Source organism: Aquabacterium sp., assembly GCF_021768455.1.
Classification (GTDB): Bacteria; Pseudomonadota; Gammaproteobacteria; order Burkholderiales; family Burkholderiaceae_C; genus Aquabacterium.
The window spans coordinates 1-15,180 of sequence record NZ_JAIZVX010000107.1; the positions used below are offsets into that span (position 1 = coordinate 1).

The window sequence follows — 15,180 nt, forward strand, 5'->3', positions numbered from 1 at the left end:
GTGGACAGGCCGGCCCGGGCTTGCAAGCGCATCGGTCTTTCCTGTGGGTGCCCGCGATTCTCCCCTCTTTATGGGGGTTGTTTGTGGGGTGGGCCCCCCGATCGGTGGGGCGGGGCGGTTACGATGCCAGCATTGGAACCCGCCCTGTTGCATGGGCCCTGGCATGAAGTTGTTGCTGATCGATGACCACGCGCTGTTTCGCGATGGCCTCACCCTCCTGATGACCCTCCGCTTGCGCCTGCCCGGTGAAAGCCTGGAGGTGCTTCAGGCCGGCAACCTGGGCGAGGCCGCGGCGGTGCTGGCGTTGCACCCGGACGTGTCGCTGGCCCTGCTGGACCTGGGCCTGCCCGATCACCAGGGGCTGGGCACGCTCCATCTCTGGCGCGAACTGGCCCCCCACGTGCCGGTGGTGGTGCTCTCGGCCGACGACCGGCCCGACACCATCATTTCGGCCATTGACGCCGGGGCCTCGGGCTTCATCCCCAAGACCGTGCACACCGCTGTGATGCAGGAGGCCATCAGCCGCGTGCTGGCCGGTGGCGTGTACCTGCCGGCCCTGCCTTGCGCCCATGGCGCCGAGGCGGGCCACTGGCTGGACGACCCGCTGGATGGCGAAGAAGCGCTCGATGGCATGGGGTTTTCAGACCGACAGGTCGATGTGCTGCGCCTGCTCATCGAGGGCAAGGCCAACAAGGAAATCTGCCGCTTGCTGAACCTGTCGGAGTCGACGGTGAAGACCCACCTGGGCGCGATCTTCCGCAAGCTCAAGGTCAACAGCCGCACCCAGGCGGTGGTGGCCATCGCCAAGGCCGGTGTCAGCCTCAAGCCTGCGCTCTGAGCCCTTGTGACGACCATGTGCCCGCGGCGTCGGCCAAACGGTGGATGGTGCGGGCGGCGCGCCCTTGTTAAGCTCGCCAGCAGTAAACGCTGTCATCACGTTTCGGTGCGGGCCATGGTCTTCTGGATCATGGCCCGCAGTTTTTGGGCCCTGAAGGGCTTGTGCAGCACGGGCAGGGCGCTCTGGGCGAGCTGGGTCAGCTGCTCGGGCGAGGTGTCGCCGGAAATGATCAGCGCGGGCAGCGTGGGCTGCCGCGCCCGCAGGTGCTGCACCACGTCGCGGCCGGTGCCGTCGGGCAGGCGGTGATCGGAGATCAGGAGGTCCCAGGGCTGCGCGGGCAGGTCCCGCACCCAGGCCAGGCTGGGACCGGCACTCACGCGCATGCCCCAGCCTTCCAGCAGGTGCCGCAGCGATTCGCGGATGGCCTGCTCGTCTTCCACCAGCAGCACGGCGCCGTTCAGGGGGGCCTCGGTCTGCGCGGCATCGGGTTCGGCCAGAGGTCGATCGGCCATGGCGTGCGCAGCATGGGGCGGGGCGATCGGCGGTCGGCCGGGGGCCGGCCGGGAGGCTTCATCGTTGGCACGGGGCACCCACAGGCTGAAGCAGGTGCCCCGTCCGGGCACCGAGCGCAGGCTGATCTCGTGGCCCAGCAGGCGCACGGCGCGCTGCACGATGGCCAGGCCCAGCCCCAGGCCCTGGCGGCGGTCGCGGCCCGGGTTGCCCAGCTGCACAAATTCTTCAAAGATGCGGCCCTGGTCGCTCAAGGGGATGCCCCGTCCCGTGTCCCAGACCTGCACCAGCCAGTGGGTGGCGCGGGGCCGCACCGTGACCCGTACTCCGCCGCGCTGGGTGTGGGTCACGGCATTGCCCACCAGGTTGCGCAGCACCTGTTCGAGCAGCACCGGGTCGGTCCAGGCCGTGGCGTCGCCGCAGCGCACCTTGAGGCTCAGGCCCTTGTGGCGGGCCGATTCGGCCTCGTGGCTGGTGATCGAAGCCAGCAGGCTGCTCAGGCGCACGCGCTGGGGGTGCACTTCCACCGTGCCCGAGTCCAGGCGGGAGAGGTCCAGCAGGCCCTTGAGCAGGCTTTCCATCGACACCACCGCGTGGGTGAGGCGCTCGGCCAGTTCGAGGGCGGCCGGGTCCTGGAGGCGGTCGCGCAGCAGGTCGGTCAGCAGCCCGATGGCGGCCACGGGCTGGCGCAGGTCGTGGCTGGCGGCGGCCAGGAAGCGGCTCTTGGCGGCGTTGGCCGAGGCCAGTTCGCGGGTGCGTTCCGCCACCTTGAGTTCGAGGTTGGCGTTGAGCTGCTCGATGTCGTTGAAGGCAGCGACCACCCGTCCCAGCACCACGATGGAGAAGGCCGGCAGGGCCATGGGGATGGCCCAGGGCATCCAGTAGCCGACCGTGACGTCGCCCACCACCCGGATCAGCAGGAAGTCGTGCAGGCCCGCCGTCAGCACCGAGCCGACGCCCAGGGCCACGCCCAGCAGTGGCGCCTGGCGCAGACCGTTGTGCCGGTTCAGCAGCACCCACATCGAGGGCAGCAGCAGGCCGATCAGCACCGGTTGCAGCGTCCCGCGCACCTCCTGCAGCAGCGGGTCGGTGTGCAGGCCGGCCAGGCCGATCAGGGGGAAGGTGATCAGCACGGCCCAGAGCAGGCGCGAAAACCAGCGCATCGGCCGCTGGGTGAAGGCCATGGCGAACCAGCCTTGCACGCAGGCGGTGCTCACGTGGGCCACCAGGTGCAGCCAGGAGTAGACACCGGGAGGGAAGCCCACGTCGTCGGTGACGAAGTAGCAGAGGTTGCGGGCCGAGGCGATCAGGTAGAGCAGGCCAAAGAGGCCGGCCGTGGCCTCCTGGCGACGTTGCCACCACAGCGTGACCACAAAGAGCGAGAAGGTCAGACAGACGATGTTGAGCACCACCGGGGTGACCTGGGTGAGCCCGTTCAGGCGCAGGAAGCCGCCTTGCAGGTCGGCTCGCGGGGCCAGCACCGGGGCCGACAGGCCGCCCTGCAGCACGCTGTGCACCTCGATGTCGAGCTGGTTGAGGCCCGGCCTGAGCAGGCCGCCGGGCAGGTCGATCAGGGCGGGGGCGGGATCTCCCAGCCAGTCGGGGCGCACCAGGGTGCTGTGCAGCAGGTGGCCGTTGAGTCTGAGGGTGTGGGCGTGGCTGAGGCGGTCGATGCGCAGGGACCAGGGGCGGCGATCGGCGTCGGCCACGGCGGCGGCGTCGAGCTCGAAGGTGCTGAGGTAGCGGCCCTGGCCGTGTTGGGGCAGCTTGTCGGGCTTCCAGCTGTGCGGCAGGGTGACCTCGCGCCGCAGGGGGGCGCCATCGGGTGGGGCGGCCACCAGGGTGTGCCCGAGCCAGCGCACCCCCGGGGCCGAGTCAGGGGCCTGGGTCCAGAGCGATCCGGCCCAAAGCAGGACCATGACCAGGACGCACATCAGCCACCAGCGGCTCAACAGGCTCAAGATCGGGTGAAGGGGCAGGGCGGTGGCGGGCAATCAGGGGGCTCCAGGCGGCAAGGTGGCGTTGAGGGCGTCGGCAGGGGCCCCATTGTGCGCAAGCCCCGAGATAAGCGGCCTTTTTCCGCGTTCATGGGCGCTCTCGGCATGGCTTTTGCTGCAAAGATGAAACGACCTTGTTGCCATGCAGGAGGGCAGACATGAGCCAGTGCACCGACCTCGTCCCTGTGGACCACGATGGGTTCAAGGGGCGCATCCCGATCGCCCACATGCGGGCGCTCTACCGGCTCGACGAGGTGGAAAAGCGCCTCGGCAAGCTGCCCCCGCGCGAACACGAAAGCCTGCGGGCCACCTACGAGCGCATGCTCGAAAAAGGCGCCGAGCGCTTCCAGGTCAAGCCCGCGGGCCTGCCGGCCATGGCCCATCTCTACGACGAGCTGCCCAATTTCCACGAGGTGCTCGACGACCTGCGCCGCCAGCTCGCCCTGTGCAGCGACAGCCGCGACGCCCTCGAGATCACGCCCATGCTGTTGCTGGGCCCGCCGGGGGTGGGCAAGACGCACTTCGCCCGCGAGGTGGCGCAACTGCTGGGCACGGGCCTGGGGTTCGTCTCCATGAGTTCGCTGACGGCGGGCTGGGTGCTCTCGGGCTCTTCCAGTCAGTGGAAGGGCGCGCGGCCGGGCAAGGTCTTCGAGACCCTCGTCGATGGCCAGTACGCCAACCCCGTGATGGTGGTGGACGAGATCGACAAGACCGGCGGCGAACACACCTACGACCCGCTGGGCTCGCTCTACAGCCTGCTGGAGCACGACACCGCCGGCAGCTTCACCGACGAGTTCGCCGAGGTGCCTGTCGACGCCAGCCAGGTGATCTGGGTGGCCACGGCCAACGACGCGCGCAGCATCCCCGATCCCATCCTGAACCGCATGAACGTGTTCGAGATCGAGGCGCCCGACGAGGCCGCGGCGCGCCAGATCGCGGCCAAGCTCTACCGCGGCATCCGCGCCGACCATGGCTGGGGCCAGCGCTTCGAGCCCGAACTGGGCGACGCCACCCTGGCCGCGCTGGCCACCCTGGCCCCGCGCGAGATGCGCCGTGCGCTCATGACCGGCTTTGGCAACGCCAAGCTCGATGGCCGCGACCGCATCGAGCCGCGCGACCTGCCCGAGCAGGGCCCTCGCCGCGCACCCATCGGCTTCACCCATTGAGGCCTGTGGCGGGCGGGCACTGGGCTACCATGGGCCCATGCCCGCCAGTCTTGACGGCCAGCTTGTGGTGGCCATTTCCTCCCGCGCCCTCTTCGATTTCGAAGAGGAGAACCGCGTTTTCGAAGGCGCTGACGACCGCGCCTACATGCGCCTGCAACAGGAGCGCCTGGACGCCCCTGCGCGCCCGGGTGTGGCCTTCTCGCTGGTGCGCAAGCTGCTCGCCTTCAACACGCCCGAGGCGGCCCGCGTCGAGGTCGTGATCCTCTCGCGCAACGACCCGGTCACGGGCATGCGGGTGTTCCGTTCCGCCAGGCACCATGGCCTGCCCATCGAGCGCGGCGTGTTCACCCGGGGCGAGTCACCCTGGCGTTACCTGCGCCCGCTGCAGGCCAACCTGTTCCTCTCGGCCAACGAGGCCGATGTGCGTTCGGCGCTGGCGACCGGCGTGCCCGCAGCCCGGGTCCTGCCGCACGCGGCCCGCGCCGGTGAAGCCCACCCGCACGAGGTGCGCATTGCCTTCGACGGCGATGCCGTGCTGTTTTCCGACGAGGCCGAGCAGGTCTTTCAACAAGGTGGGCTCGATGCCTTCCAGCGCCACGAGGTCGAGCGCGCGGCCACGCCCCTGCCCGACGGGCCCTTCAAGCCCCTGCTGGTCGCCCTGCAGGCCTTGCAGCAGTCCCGTGCCGAGGCGGGCCAGGCCGGCATGCGTGTGCGCACCGCCCTGGTCACCGCGCGGGGTGCACCGGCGCACGAGCGGGCCTTGCGCACCCTCATGCAATGGGGCATCGAGGTCGACGAGGCCATGTTCCTGGGCGGCCTGCCCAAGGGCACCTTCCTGCGCGAGTTCGAGCCCGATTTCTTCTTTGACGACCAGACCGGTCACGTCGACAACGCCGCGCCCCATGTGCCCTCGGGCCATGTCTCGGCCGGCGTGCGCAACCAGGAGCCCTGAGCATGTGCCCACCCGATGACGACCTTGGCGCCTTCTTCGCCCTGCCTCCCTTCAAGGCCGAGGAGGCCCTGGTCAAGCTGCGGCGCGACCTGCGTGAGCTGCGCACCCTGAGCGAAAAGGGCACCGGCACGGTCCTGCGCTGGGAGTGGCAGGGCCTGCCCGCCATCGAACTGCAGCCCGCAGCCGACGGCAAGGGCATCCAGGCCGGTGTGGTGAAGGTGCCTTCGTCGCGCGCGCAGTGGCAGCGCAGCACCCTGGCATCGAGCGGCGACGTGCGCCGCTGGCTCGACGACCTGAAGCGCGCCCTCAAGCGCTGGGGTGACGAAGACTGAGGGTGGCGGCGCCTCCGCCCCCCATCAGCCGCGCTTCATCTTGACCTTGAACAGCTCGCTGATGCCCACCTCGCGCGGGCCGGGGATGAGCTCGAAGGCCTCGCCGGCGGCGATGCTGCCGCCGGTGCGCACCGAGAGGTAATAGCCGCAGTAGCCCGACTGGGACATGAGCTTGACCGCCTGCGGGAAGCCCATCACGTGAGCGAACTTGTAGCAGGGCTGGCGCGGCTCGCTGATGGCCAGGGTGCAATCCGGAAAGCGCAGCACATCGCCGATGAAGGCCTCGCCCTCCAGCAGGCCACTGAGCGTGAGGTTCTCGCCCAGCATGCCGTGCGGCAGGGCCTCGTCCCAGGCCTGCTGGCCGGCCTGCCCCCGCACGGTCTGCCAGAAGGCGTAGTGCTCGTGGGGGTAGGCGTAAACGGCCTTGCTCAGGCCGCCGTGCACGGTGGGGTCGGCCTGCTCATCGCCCTCCAGGCCCAGGGCGCGGACCGCGATGCGCGTGGGCGCGCTCAGGCTGCTGACACTGCGTTTGCCGATGGCGGTGGCAATGCGCCGGCCATCGATCTCCACGGTCTGGATGGCGGCGGTGTTGACGGAAAGCAGGCGGCGTTCGGCGGGCATGAGGGGCTCCGGGTGGTGGGGCAGGCCGTAAGCATACGCGGGGCTTCAGCGCCAGGCGCTGACCTGGGTGGCCATGGCCTTGAAGCCCAGCACACAGGGCTGACCCGGTGCCCAGCCCATCTGCTCGATGGCCTTGCGGGTGAGCATGGCCCAGACCTGGGGGCCGGGCGCGGCCTGCGCCCCGGTGGCGCCATCGAGGCCCTGTGCGCGGTCCAGGGTCACGGTCACGGCGCCATAGGTGCCATGGTGGCCGCCCGCCAGCATGACCTGGTGGATGCGTCCGCGCAGGTGGTTGCTGACACTGGTGTCTTCAGGCGGATGGCGGTGCAGGCTGATGTCGCGGGCGCGCACCTTCAGGCGCACGGTGCCGCCCACCGGGTGCAGGGTGGCGGGCACGGTCACGCGCTGCCCGGCCACGTCCACCTCGCTGAGCAACCATGCGATGTCGTGGCGCTTGACCTCGCCTTCCAGCACACAGCCTGCGTGCGGCCCTTCCAGGAAAGTGGAGAGGGACACGTCCGACAGGATGTGGGCCGTGGGCCCGGCGCTGGCCATGCGGCCCTCGTGCAGGATCACGGTCTCGTCCGCCAGTCGGATCACTTCGTTCATGCGCGGGCTGACCAGCACCACCGGCAGGCGGCAGCGCCGGGGCAGCTCGGCCAGCAGGTCGAGCAGGGGCTCGCGGTCGGCCTCGGGGACGAGGCCCAGCGGGTCGTCGAGCAGCAGGGCGTTGGGCGAGGCCAGCAGGGCGCGGCCCAGCACCACCTTCAGTCGCTGCGTGGGCGTGAGCCGCTCCGGGCGGTGGTGCAACTGGGTGCCCAGGTCCAGCCAGGCCACGACCTCGTCCATCGCGGCGCTGCGCGAGGCGCGGCCCCAGCCGAAGACGCGCGGGCCACCTCGGCCATACAGCAGGTTGCCCCGCACATCGAGGTGGGGGAAGAGGTGGCCATGGGCGTCGAGCCAGGCCAGGCGGCGCTCGTGGGGCGGGCGGTTGATGCGCGCGGCCGAGTCATAGAGGGTGTCGCCGCCCAGCGCCACACGGCCACCCAGGGCGGGCGCCAGGCCCGCGGCGGCCTGGAGCAGCGCGCTTTTGCCCGAGCCGGGCCGCCCCACCAGCGCGCAGACGTGGCCCGGGAGTGCGCGCAACTGGGCGCGGATGTCCAGGCCCGGGCGCTGCAGGCGCAGCTCGATGCTCAGTGAGCGCGGCGCCGGGCTCATGGCGTGCCCACCGCTTGCGGGCGCGCCTGCCAGCGACGGCGCCAGTGGCGCCGGCCCCATTCGCTCAGCAGCACGGCGCTCAGGGCCACACCCAGCGACACCCAGGCCAGCTGCCAGGCCGCCTCGAGTTGCCCCTCGGCCGTGCCGCCGGGGTGTCCGCCCGGGTGTTGCAGCGCGGCGATCAAGGCCAGGGGCGCTGTGGTGACGTCGCCCAGGTCCTGCGGTGAGAGGGCCGCGGCCAGCACCAGGGTGGCGCCGGACTCCCCCCAGGCCGCGGCCAGCCCCAGCGCCATGGCCGAGGCCACGGCCGGCCATGCCATGGGCAAGGTCACGGTGAACCAGCCTTGCCAGGGCGTGGCACCCAGGGTGCGGGCCACGGGCAGCAGCATGGGATCGCTGGCCTCCAGGGCCGGGCGCAGCACGCGCACCATCAGCGGCAGGGCCATCAACGTGGCCGCCAGGATGGCGCCCAGCGGAAAGAAGCGCAGCCGCCAGCCCGTGAGGGCGTGCAGCCAGGCGCCGAGTGCGCCGCCATCGCCCAGGCCGGAGGCCAGCACCAGGCCCACCACCGCGGGCGGCAAGGCCATGGGCAGCAGGATCAGGCCCTCGAGCAGCCACTTGCCCGGCCATGGCCTGCGCGCCATCAGCGTGGCCAGCAGCAATGCCGGCGGCGTCGACAGCAGCACCGTCGCCAGTGCAACCTGCAGGCTCAGCAGGAGGGCTTGCTGCACAAAATCAGGCATCCGCGGTCCCTGGCGGATCAGCCCTTGGCCGGGCGCCAGCGGGGGCTGCTGGCCTTGACCACGCCCTGGCCCAGAGGCCATTGCAGCCACTGCACCAGCAGGCTGGCCGTCGGGTGGCGACCACGGAAGGGCAGCGCGACCTCGCAATCCAGGTGCAGGGCCGGATCGCCCGCAAACCACACCTTCAGCCGCTCGCCGCCATCGCCCCGCCCGCCGGAGCCCTCCCACTGCGCCCGGCTCACGAGGCGGTAGGGCGCCAGCCGCGACCCATCGGCCCGGGTGGCCGCAGACAGGGTGCCCGCGCTGCGTTCGCCAGCCACGCCGTGCCCACCGCGCGAGGCCAGGCCGCCGCTGAGTTCGTCGGCCAGGGCGGCCAGGGCCGAGCCCGGGGGGGCCGCCTGCCAGCGGGCGGCACCGGCCCGCTGGGCCAGCAGCACCTGGTGCAGCGCCCGGGCGGCGTTGTCGGCGCCACGGATGCCGGCCGGATCCTCCGGCGGCCCCACCAGGTAGACCTCGGTGCGCGCCAGGGGGGCCCGGTGGTGGATCAGTCCTTCCTTGTCGAGGCGGCGGGCCTCCGGGTGGCTCAGGTAGAGGCCGGCGTCCAGGCGACCTTGCTCCAGTTCGGCCAGCAGGCGCCCGGTGTCCATGGGCGACCACTGGGCGGCCCAGCCCAGGTCGCGCAGCATGGCGGCGCGCCAGCGGGCCGTCAGGCCACTGTCGACCAACAGGGGATCCACCCCCACCACGGGTTCGGCGGCACGCGGCCCCTTGGCCGGCGCCGACCAGGCGATTGCGCCGGGCAGCACCAGGGCGCCCAGCGTGGCGGTGCGGTGGAGGAGGAAGGTGCGGCGGGCCGGTGTGGGCGAGGGCATCGGGGTGTGGCGTTTGGCGGGACAGGGCAGTGTGCATGCCGGTGGCCAGGACGGGCCAGGGCACCTTCACCAGTGTGGCGCAGTGTGTACCAGATGGTGGAAAGTTGTCTGCACCGTGAACGAATGCGCACGCAGCGCGCGCAGGGGGAGGGCAGACCCCTTGCACAAGGGGGAACCTTTGCAGGGGCAGACTGGACTAAACTAACCCTCCCGGTGACGCATCCAGTCATCGGTGTGTCGCGGCCTGGCGGTCACCGCCGTCCGGTCCGTGGTATGAGCTTGAACCCCCGTTGTGGCCGAATCCAGTGCGGCAACGGTGCCGGTCACCGCCGGCGAAGACGTCTTGGCGCCGCCCCTGTCGGCCGCGCCAGCGGGGTGTCGAGAGCGCGCAAGCGCCCGACCTGTCCAGTCCGCGACAAAGCGGTCACCTGGCGCTGTCGAGACCCTGTTTTCAACTTTGGAGTTTCTCTCATGACCACTTCCGCTGCCGCGGTGCAGGTGAATGCGCCCGCCTACGTCCAAAACACGAAACTGATCGCCTGGGTGGCCGAGATCGCCGCCCTGACCCAGCCCAAGGACATCGTCTGGTGCGACGGCTCTCAGGACGAGTACGACCGCCTGTGCAAGCTGCTGGTCGATGCCGGCTCCTTCAAGAAGCTCAACCCCGAGCTGCGCCCCAACTCCTACCTGGCCGTGACCGACCCCTCGGACGTCGCCCGCGTGGAAGACCGCACCTTCATCTGCTCCGAGCGCAAGGAAGACGCCGGCCCCACCAACAACTGGTGCGAGCCCGCCGAGATGCGCGCCAAGCTGCAAACGGGCGAAGCCGCCCTGTTCAAGGGCGCGATGAAGGGCCGCACGATGTACGTCGTACCCTTCTCCATGGGCCCTCTGGGTTCCGATATCGCCCACATCGGCGTGGAACTCTCCGACTCGGCCTACGTGGCCGTGAACATGAAGCTCATGACCCGCATGGGCAAGGGCGTGCTCGACGTGCTGGGCACCGATGGCGACTTCGTGCCCTGCGTGCACACCGTGGGCGCACCGTTGGAAGCCGGCCAGGCCGATGTGAAGTGGCCCTGCAACCCCACCGTCAAGTACATCGTCCATTACCCCGCGACCCGCGAAATCTGGTCCTACGGTTCCGGCTACGGCGGCAACGCCCTGCTGGGCAAGAAGTGCTTCGCCCTGCGCATCGCCTCCACCATGGGCCGCGAACAGGGCTGGCTGGCCGAGCACATGCTGCTGCTGGGCGTGACCAACCCCGAAGGCAAGAAGTACCACGTGGCCGCGGCCTTCCCCTCGGCCTGCGGCAAGACCAACTTCTCCATGCTGATCCCGCCCGAAGGCTACGCTGGCTGGAAGGTCACCACCATCGGTGACGACATCGCCTGGATCAAGCCGGGTGCCGACGGCAAGCTCTACGCCATCAACCCGGAAGCCGGCTACTTCGGCGTGGCCCCCGGCACCAACGACAAGACCAACCACAACTGCATGCTCTCCGTGCAGCGTGACGCCATCTTCACCAATGTGGCCCTGACCGACGACGGCGACGTGTGGTGGGAAGGCATGACCGACACGGCCCCTGCCCACCTGATCGACTGGCAGGGCAAGGACTGGACGCCCCAGATCGCCAAGGAAACCGGCGCCAAGGCCGCCCACCCGAACGCCCGCTTCACGGTGCCCGCCACCAACAACCCCGCACTCGACAGCGAGTGGGACAACCCCGCCGGTGTGGCCATCGACGCCTTCATCTTCGGTGGCCGTCGCTCCACCACCGTGCCGCTGGTGACCGAGGCCCGTGACTGGACCGAAGGCGTCTACATGGCCGCGACCATGGGCTCCGAGACCACCGCCGCGGCTTTCGGCGCGCAAGGCGTGGTCCGCCGCGACCCCTTCGCCATGCTGCCCTTCGCCGGCTACAACATGGCCGACTACTTCCAGCACTGGCTGGACGTGGGCGCCAAGCTGCAGGCCGCCGGCCACGGCGTGCCGCCTGTGTACTGCGTGAACTGGTTCCGCAAGGGCGCCGACGGCAAATTCGTCTGGCCGGGTTACGGCGACAACATGCGCGTGCTGGAGTGGATGCTCGGCCGCATCGAGGGCAAGGCCCAGGGCGTGGAGAACGCCTTCGGCCTGAGCCCCCGCTACGAAGACCTGAACTGGGATGGCCTGGACTTCAGCCGCGAACAGTTCGACAGCGTCATCGGCGTGGACACCGCCTCGTGGACCCAGGAGCTCAAGCTGCACGAAGAGCTGTTCCAGCAGCTGTCGTACCACCTGCCTGCCGAAATGCCGGCCACCAAGGCCAAGATCGAGCAGCGTCTCGCGGCGTGAGGTCGGGGGCAAGGCCCCTCTCTCACAGCGTGAAAAGGCCCTTCGGGGCCTTTTTTTGTTGCGCGAGGCGATCACCCCCGCGAACACAGGGCGTGAATTTGTCCGGGATTGTCCGGATACCCAAAACATGTCGCCGACTTCACACGCTCGCACCCGAACAGGGGGTGGAAGGGCGACGTGCCCTCACCTATAAATGGAACTGTCACAGCTTGTTTCGCAAACGCGCTGTCATTTCTGCTTTTCCTATGGGAGTTTTCATGAAGTTCAAACACCTGCTGGGCGCTGCCGCCCTGTCTTTCGCTTCGGTCGGCGCTTTTGCCGACAGCCTGACGTTCACCCTTGAAGATGGCGTGCTGACCGCCGACATCGTGGGTTCGGGCACCACCAGCTACACCTTCTCGCTGGGTTCTGACTACACCTTCGACAGCGGCATCACCTCGTCGACCGTGACCCTGAAGAGCAAGACCGTGGGTTCGGTGATTTCGTCGGTGACCCTGGACGGCCAGTCCTTCGACCTGACGACCTCGGCCTCTGGCACCACGACCTTCTACAACGCTTCGCTGAGCGACTACCTGCTGGGCACCGGTTCGCACACCCTGACCGTGACCGCCACCGGCGCTTACGCTGGCGTGGCCACCCTGACCCCCGCCGTGCCGGAACCCGAGTCCATGGCCCTGGCCCTGGCCGGCCTGGGCGTGGCTGGCTTCGTGGCCCGTCGCCGCAAGTCGGCCTGATCCCCTCTTCGGATCAGATCGAACCTCGGCGCGGGGCGCAAGCCCTGTCGACCGGCGTGATGCAAGCAGGCTTCGGCCTGCTTTTTTCATGGCCCAAGCGGTTTGGTATCAGATGCCGATGCCGGCCTTGACCGTGGCCGGTTCAAACAAGGGGCGTCCCCTGCCTGGGGGCTGGTTGAGGGGGGGCTGTGGCGAAAACAATGGACGCCAGCCGGACGCATGTGCGCCCGGCGTGTGGCGAGGATTCCTGGCAGATCGGGGGCCCTGTCCTGTTTTGTTTTCCGATCTGCATGGGAGCATCCATGAAACTGACCCACCTCGCCGCAGCGATCGGCCTGGCATGCGTGTCGGCCAGCGCCTCGGCCTACACCCCCCTGACTTTCACCTACGACGCCGATGCCAACAGCTTCCTGGCGGAGCTCTCGGGCACGGCTGGCGATGAGGTGTTCGGCTTTGACACCCGCGATTTCTCGGCAGCCACCGGCTTCACGCTGGACGGCACGCTGTCGACTTCCGCCCTGTTCAGCCGATTGGGCATCCGCCTGTCGGGCACGGAGATCATTGCCGTGGTGCTGGACGGCGACTTGCGTTCGCGCGCATTCTTCGATCTGAGTTCGGACACCAAGACGGCCTCCAATGGCAAGACCGTGGTCGAGTACGACGCCACCCTGTTGAACCACACCCTGACGGCGGGCTGGCACACCCTCACCGTGACGGCCACCGGCAACTATGCGGGCGGCACCGTGTCCCTGACCCCGGCAGTGCCCGAGCCCGAATCCCTGGCATTGGCCCTGGCTGGGCTGGGTGTGGCGGGCTTCGTGGCACGCCGCCGTTCGCAGGGCTGATCAGCCCTTCTCGCTCAGCGCCTTGCCGATGCGGTGACGGCTCACGGTGGGCTTGGGCACGCGGATGTCGAACCAGCTGCGCACATCGGCGTCCAGGCCCACGCCGTGCATGAAGTTGTAGATGGCCTTTTTCAGGGCCTTGCCCAGCTGGTCGTGGTCCACGCCGGTGGGGTCGATGAAGCCCACGTCGTTGCGGGCGAAGCCGCCGGGCGGCAGGGGCAGCAGGCGCACGCCGTAGGCGTCCGGGTCCTGGCCCACGGGTGAGTGCACCGTGCAGGCAAAGCGGTGGAAGAAGCCGGACTGGATGCAGCCCTCCTCAAACAGCTGGCGCACGTACTCCAGCGCGTCGACGGTGTCCTGCACGGTTTGCGTGGGGAAGCCGTACATCAGGTAGGCGTGCACCAGGATGCCGGCCTCGCTGAAGGCGTGGGTCACGCGGGCGACCTGGTCCACCGAGACGCCTTTTTTCATGCGCTGCAGCAGCCGGTCGCTGGCGACCTCCAGGCCGCCCGAGATGGCGATGCAGCCGCTCTCGGCCAGCAGCTGGCAGAGCTCGGGCGTGAAGGATTTTTCGAAGCGCACATTGCCCCACCAGGAGATGCCCAGCTGGCGGTCGATCAGCTCTTGCGCCAAGGCGCGCAGCACCTTCGGGGGCGCGGCCTCGTCCACGAAATGGAAGCCGGTCTGGCCGGTCTCTTTGACGATGGCCTCGATGCGGTCGGCCAGCACCGTGGCGGTGGCGGTTTCGTAGCGGGAGATGTAGTCCAGGCTGACGTCGCAGAAGCTGCACTTCTTCCAGTAGCAGCCGTGGGCCACGGTGAGCTTGTTCCAGCGACCGTCTGACCAGAGTCGGTTCATGGGGTTGAGCATGTCCAGCAGCGACAGGTAGTCGTGCAGGGGCAGACCGTCCCAGGTGGGGGTGCCGACCTGCTCGAACGGCACGTCGGGCTCGGTGTGGCTGTGCAGGCGCACGCGGGCAGCGTCCCCCTGACCCTCGCGGACAAAGCACCGCACCAGCTGCTCGGCCGGGCGGGCCCCGGCCACGTGCTCGATCAGGGCCAGCAGGGGGCGCTCACCGGCGTCCAGGGTCACGAAGTCGACGAAGTCGAAGACGCGCGGGTCGCTGAGCTCGCGCAGCTCGGTGTTGACGAAGCCGCCACCCAGGGCCACCCGGGTCTCGGGGCGCAGGGCCTTGATGGTCTGGCCGATGCGCAGGGCCGCGTAGACGCTGCCCGGGAAGGGCACGGACAGCAGCACCAGATCGGGCTGGTGGCGGGCCAGGGCGGCCTGGGTGAGCTCGGCCAGGGTCTGGTCGATCAGGTTGGGGGGCGCGCCCAGGGCGTCGGCCAGCGGGTCGAAACTGGCCTGGCTGGTGGCGATGGACTCGGCGTAGCGCACGAACTCGAAGCGTGGGTCCACGGCCTCGCGCAGCACATCGGCCAGGTCGTTGAGGTAGAGGGTGGCGAGGTGGCGGGCGCGGTCCTGCAGGCCCAGGGCGCCAAAGGCCCAGGCCAGCGGGTCGGCGTCCTCGTGCAGGTAGCCGTCGAGGCTGTCAAAGCGGGGGCCCTCGGGCAGGTAGCCGCGGGTGTTGATGCGGTGCGCCAGCGTGGGGTCGCGCCCTTGCAGGAAGGCGATGACACGGCCGATGGTGGCCTGGTAGCGTGGCGCCTCGCTCAGGAACACCTGCAGGGTGAGGCTGCGTCGGCGCTCGGGCACCCGTTCGGCGTGGGCCAGCAGGGCGCGCATGCCCTCGGGCGACAGCAGGCGCAGCACCAGGGCCAGGGCCAGGTCTTCCTGCACGGCAGGCACGCCACGCGAGCGCAGGAAGCCGGTGAGGTAGGCCGTGGAGGGGTAGGGCGTGTTCAGCTGCGTCATCGGGGGGATGACGGCGAGCACGCGGGGGGACAAGGACGGCATGCGCTCGATTGTCGCGGGCTGACTGTGTAGGTTGGTGGTGAACGAAGTGAACCCCAACCGGATCGCTGCGCAAACGTTGGGGTTCGCAGGCTCACCCC

The 15,180-nt window shown here is 69.6% G+C and carries 13 protein-coding genes; 7 read left to right on the forward strand and 6 right to left on the reverse strand.

The features are described 5' to 3' along the window. Window positions 1-163: 163 nt before the first annotated feature. Window positions 164-838, forward strand: coding sequence for a response regulator transcription factor (locus QZ994_RS13920; RefSeq protein ID WP_290872686.1), 675 nt, complete (start codon window positions 164-166; stop codon window positions 836-838). A gap of 95 nt (window positions 839-933) precedes the next feature. Here the strand turns inward: QZ994_RS13920 and QZ994_RS13925 are convergent, their stop codons facing one another. Continuing rightward, window positions 934-3,342 (reverse strand): ATP-binding protein, encoded by a 2,409-nt coding sequence (locus QZ994_RS13925; RefSeq protein WP_290872689.1) that lies wholly within the window; start codon window positions 3,340-3,342, stop codon window positions 934-936. A 161-nt stretch (window positions 3,343-3,503) separates the two neighbouring features. On the opposite strand from QZ994_RS13925, the gene QZ994_RS13930 reads away from it, so the two are divergent. From QZ994_RS13930 to QZ994_RS13940, 3 genes are read left to right on the forward strand one after another with little or no spacing between them, the layout of a single operon-like run. After that, window positions 3,504-4,511: an AAA family ATPase gene (locus QZ994_RS13930; RefSeq protein ID WP_290872692.1), complete on the forward strand. Its 1,008-nt coding sequence runs from the start codon at window positions 3,504-3,506 to the stop codon at window positions 4,509-4,511. A 37-nt stretch (window positions 4,512-4,548) separates the two neighbouring features. Continuing rightward, window positions 4,549-5,463 carry a 5'-nucleotidase gene (locus QZ994_RS13935; RefSeq protein ID WP_290872695.1) on the forward strand — a complete coding sequence of 305 codons (915 nt, stop codon included), beginning with the start codon at window positions 4,549-4,551 and terminating at the stop codon, window positions 5,461-5,463. Between the two features lie 2 nt (window positions 5,464-5,465). Next, complete coding sequence (locus QZ994_RS13940; RefSeq protein WP_290872698.1) at window positions 5,466-5,795, forward strand: hypothetical protein; 330 nt, start codon at window positions 5,466-5,468, stop codon at window positions 5,793-5,795. Between the two features lie 24 nt (window positions 5,796-5,819). Here the strand turns inward: QZ994_RS13940 and QZ994_RS13945 are convergent, their stop codons facing one another. Genes QZ994_RS13945 through QZ994_RS13960 form a run of 4 tightly spaced genes read right to left on the reverse strand, consistent with a single transcriptional unit; the run spans window position 5,820 to window position 9,249 of the window. Next, window positions 5,820-6,416, reverse strand: coding sequence for an MOSC domain-containing protein (locus QZ994_RS13945; protein ID WP_290872701.1), 597 nt, complete (start codon window positions 6,414-6,416; stop codon window positions 5,820-5,822). Window positions 6,417-6,461: 45 nt separating this feature from the next. Continuing rightward, a complete protein-coding gene (locus QZ994_RS13950; RefSeq protein WP_290872704.1) occupies window positions 6,462-7,634 on the reverse strand; it encodes a molybdenum ABC transporter ATP-binding protein in 1,173 nt (390 codons plus the stop codon). Continuing rightward, a complete protein-coding gene (locus QZ994_RS13955; RefSeq protein ID WP_290872707.1) occupies window positions 7,631-8,377 on the reverse strand; it encodes a molybdenum ABC transporter permease in 747 nt (248 codons plus the stop codon). The genes QZ994_RS13950 and QZ994_RS13955 overlap by 4 nt, the downstream gene beginning before the upstream one ends. A 17-nt stretch (window positions 8,378-8,394) precedes the next feature. Further along, on the reverse strand, window positions 8,395-9,249 hold the full coding sequence (locus QZ994_RS13960) for a hypothetical protein (protein WP_290872710.1): 855 nt from the start codon (window positions 9,247-9,249) through the stop codon (window positions 8,395-8,397). 471 nt (window positions 9,250-9,720) lie between these two features. On the opposite strand from QZ994_RS13960, the gene QZ994_RS13965 reads away from it, so the two are divergent. The 3 genes from QZ994_RS13965 to QZ994_RS13975 all read left to right on the forward strand — a co-directional run bounded on the left by QZ994_RS13965 (window position 9,721) and on the right by QZ994_RS13975 (window position 13,165). Continuing rightward, window positions 9,721-11,586, forward strand: coding sequence for a phosphoenolpyruvate carboxykinase (GTP) (locus QZ994_RS13965; protein ID WP_290872713.1), 1,866 nt, complete (start codon window positions 9,721-9,723; stop codon window positions 11,584-11,586). Window positions 11,587-11,843: 257 nt separating this feature from the next. Continuing rightward, window positions 11,844-12,320 carry an FxDxF family PEP-CTERM protein gene (locus QZ994_RS13970; protein ID WP_290872716.1) on the forward strand — a complete coding sequence of 159 codons (477 nt, stop codon included), beginning with the start codon at window positions 11,844-11,846 and terminating at the stop codon, window positions 12,318-12,320. Window positions 12,321-12,622: 302 nt separating this feature from the next. Then, the gene (locus QZ994_RS13975; protein ID WP_290872719.1) at window positions 12,623-13,165 is read left to right on the forward strand and encodes an FxDxF family PEP-CTERM protein; all 543 of its coding nucleotides are present in this window, start codon (window positions 12,623-12,625) and stop codon (window positions 13,163-13,165) included. On the opposite strand, the gene QZ994_RS13980 is transcribed toward QZ994_RS13975, so the two are convergent. Beyond that, complete coding sequence (locus tag QZ994_RS13980) at window positions 13,166-15,082, reverse strand: radical SAM protein (protein WP_290872723.1); 1,917 nt, start codon at window positions 15,080-15,082, stop codon at window positions 13,166-13,168. Window positions 15,083-15,180 lie beyond the last annotated feature (98 nt).

What these genes read in the sequence shown, in the direction of transcription:
- QZ994_RS13920 (WP_290872686.1), top strand. Translation starts at nt 164, where the DNA reads ATGAAGTTGTTGCTGATCGATGACCACGCGCTGTTTCGCGATGGCCTC.
- QZ994_RS13930 (WP_290872692.1), top strand. Translation starts at nt 3,504, where the DNA reads ATGAGCCAGTGCACCGACCTCGTCCCTGTGGACCACGATGGGTTCAAG.
- QZ994_RS13935 (WP_290872695.1), top strand. Translation starts at nt 4,549, where the DNA reads ATGCCCGCCAGTCTTGACGGCCAGCTTGTGGTGGCCATTTCCTCCCGC.
- QZ994_RS13940 (WP_290872698.1), top strand. Translation starts at nt 5,466, where the DNA reads ATGTGCCCACCCGATGACGACCTTGGCGCCTTCTTCGCCCTGCCTCCC.
- QZ994_RS13945 (WP_290872701.1), bottom strand. Translation starts at nt 6,416, where the DNA reads ATGCCCGCCGAACGCCGCCTGCTTTCCGTCAACACCGCCGCCATCCAG.
- QZ994_RS13950 (WP_290872704.1), bottom strand. Translation starts at nt 7,634, where the DNA reads ATGAGCCCGGCGCCGCGCTCACTGAGCATCGAGCTGCGCCTGCAGCGC.
- QZ994_RS13955 (WP_290872707.1), bottom strand. Translation starts at nt 8,377, where the DNA reads ATGCCTGATTTTGTGCAGCAAGCCCTCCTGCTGAGCCTGCAGGTTGCA.
- QZ994_RS13960 (WP_290872710.1), bottom strand. Translation starts at nt 9,249, where the DNA reads ATGCCCTCGCCCACACCGGCCCGCCGCACCTTCCTCCTCCACCGCACC.
- QZ994_RS13965 (WP_290872713.1), top strand. Translation starts at nt 9,721, where the DNA reads ATGACCACTTCCGCTGCCGCGGTGCAGGTGAATGCGCCCGCCTACGTC.
- QZ994_RS13970 (WP_290872716.1), top strand. Translation starts at nt 11,844, where the DNA reads ATGAAGTTCAAACACCTGCTGGGCGCTGCCGCCCTGTCTTTCGCTTCG.
- QZ994_RS13975 (WP_290872719.1), top strand. Translation starts at nt 12,623, where the DNA reads ATGAAACTGACCCACCTCGCCGCAGCGATCGGCCTGGCATGCGTGTCG.
- QZ994_RS13980 (WP_290872723.1), bottom strand. Translation starts at nt 15,082, where the DNA reads ATGCCGTCCTTGTCCCCCCGCGTGCTCGCCGTCATCCCCCCGATGACG.